A 2,024-nucleotide genomic window follows, 5' to 3' on the forward strand; every position below is an offset into this window, starting at 1 on the left:
CCTTTGCGCAGCAGCTTCTCGGCGCCCCAGGGGGCGGCGTCGAGCTTCATGCGCTTTTGCCGGTCGCCTTCGAACTTGCGCTCCACCCACATGAAGATCTCGGTGTAGACCGTCTGCGGGCAGGCGTAGCCGCACCACAGCCGCCCCGACACCGCGGTGAAGAGAAAGAGGGCGTAGGCCGAGATCATCAGCAGGGCCGACAGGTAAATCAGGTCCTGCGGGTAGAACACCAGGCCGAAGATGAAGAAGCGCCGCGCCCCCAGGTCGAACAGCAGGGCCTGGCGGTCGTTCCACATCAGCCAGGGCAGGCCATAGAACACCAGTTGCGTGAGCCACACCACGGCCCAGCGCCACTTCGCGAAGTGGCCGCTGACGGCGCGGGGATAAATCTTCTTGCGGGCCTGGTACAGCGAAATGACCTGCGTGGAGTCGTCCCCGGACTTGTCGGCCTGGGCCGGGGTGGAGGAAATGCTGTTCATGTGGATGCGCGGTCCTTGGACTGCGCGGCCGGCGCGGAAATGGGCCGGCCGCGACGCGGGGCGCGCGGCGGTGGTCCGCGGGCGCCGCGGCCGCGGGCCCCGTGAGCCCGCGGACCACCGCGTGGGCTGCAGTCTGCGGCAGCCGGCAGACGGCGCCTTGAGCAGCGTCAAGAAGCGGCTGGCTTGCCGGCCGGCCGCGGCCGCTGCAGCGCCTTCAGCCGTTGCGCTCCAGCCAGCCCTCCACGCGGCCGCGGCTGGGCACGCTGCCGGCATGCACCAAGCGGCCGTTGATGACGATGCCCGGCGTGCTCATCACGCCATGGCTGATGAGCGCGCCGAAATCGTTGGCTTTTTGCAGCGTGACGGGCACGCCCATTTCCCGCGCGACCGCGTCTATGAGCGCCAGCGTGTCGGCGCATTTGGCACAACCCGTGCCGAGAACCTTGATGTCCATGTCGGTTTCCTTGCTCGAAGCTTGGTGAAGCGTCCGCCGGACAGGGGCGACCAGCCCGGGCCACGGCATGGAGCTGGCTCGCGCGGCACGGACCGCGTGCGCGATGCGGGCGTTTGCAAGTCCTTCGCGCACGGCGTCGTCGATGTGGAGTTCGGACGGCAGCGCAAGGATGCTGGGAACAAGAAATCGGTTGCTGAGCGAAATCAATGTGTCCTATCGGTAAGGCTGGAATATGGGGAAAACCCCAGCATTCCACACGGATGGCGGGCGCTGCGAGCGACGCGTGGGCCCTGCGCACGGCCATCGTTCACCCCTGGCGCTGGCTGCTGCGCTGGAAGCGCGTGATAAGGGTTTGTTGGATCCGCTGCTCATCGGCCCTGAGGAGCGCATGCGCGCCATGGCCGAGCAGGCCGGGCTGTCGATGTAAGGCGTGCCGCTGGAGAACGTGGAGCACAGCCACGCTGCCGCAGCCCGCGCCGTGGCGCTGGCGATGATGGCCCTGCGCGGCCAGATCACCGAAGCGCGCGTGGACGGGCCGCTGGCCTTCGACAACGCCATCAGCCTGGACGCCGCGCTCACCAAGCACATCGCCTCCGCCATGGCCGGCAGCGTCGACGTCCTGCTGGTACCGGACCTGGAGGTCGGCAACATGCTGGCCAAGCAGCTCATTTACCTTGGCGGGGCCGACGCGGCCGGCCTGGTGGCGGGTGCGCGCGTGCCCATCATGCTCACCAGCCGTGCCGACGCGCTGCGCGTGCGCCTGGCTTCGGCCGCGCTGGCCCGCTTGGCGGCGGAGCGCTCACGCAACACTCTGTAGCGATGTCAATCACGCCTTCAGTGGACATCCCCCTGAAAAAATGTATACTCACGCCCCTTGCAAACGAAATCGAGCTTCAAACCCAAGCCCAAAAGCTGGTGCGTAAGAAGCGGGGTGAGTTTCGAGCCGGAAAGTCTTGAAATCCGGTGGGCTGCTGCAAAGTCAGTCCGCAGGGATGGAAAGGCTGGTCCGATGTACTTTGGCGTTGAATCGCCGGGGTATGTCGGCCGGATCAGGGAAACCTGCTCAACGTTGATCTGAAAAGACCAAGCGC

The 2,024-nt window shown here is 66.6% G+C and carries 3 protein-coding genes and 1 pseudogene; 1 reads left to right on the plus strand and 3 read right to left on the minus strand.

Translation table 11 applies throughout. The features are described from left to right. Together ALA01S_RS30860 and ALA01S_RS30865 are read right to left on the minus strand one after the other, a co-directional pair. Nucleotides 1-479: 4Fe-4S binding protein (locus tag ALA01S_RS30860; protein WP_157119432.1), on the minus strand; the 479-nt coding region annotated here is incomplete at its 3' end. 214 nt (nt 480-693) lie between these two features. Next, a complete protein-coding gene (locus ALA01S_RS30865) occupies nt 694-933 on the minus strand; it encodes a thioredoxin family protein (RefSeq protein WP_066343582.1) in 240 nt (79 codons plus the stop codon). 307 nt (nt 934-1,240) lie between these two features. On the opposite strand from ALA01S_RS30865, the pseudogene ALA01S_RS35115 reads away from it, so the two are divergent. Then, nucleotides 1,241-1,750 (plus strand): annotated as a pseudogene (locus ALA01S_RS35115) (phosphate acyltransferase); the annotation flags it as partial. A 17-nt stretch (nt 1,751-1,767) separates the two neighbouring features. Here the strand turns inward: ALA01S_RS35115 and ALA01S_RS34540 are convergent. Further along, a partial coding sequence (locus ALA01S_RS34540) for a hypothetical protein (RefSeq protein WP_218011559.1) occupies nt 1,768-2,024 on the minus strand: 257 nt, incomplete at its 5' end.

It is taken from the genome of Azohydromonas lata NBRC 102462 (assembly GCF_001571085.1).
In the GTDB taxonomy this organism is placed as follows: Bacteria; Pseudomonadota; Gammaproteobacteria; order Burkholderiales; family Burkholderiaceae_C; genus Azohydromonas; species Azohydromonas lata.

Bases quoted from the DNA above. Each gene is read 5' to 3' on its own strand.
- ALA01S_RS30865 (WP_066343582.1), bottom strand. From the start codon at position 933: ATGGACATCAAGGTTCTCGGCACGGGTTGTGCCAAATGCGCCGACACG.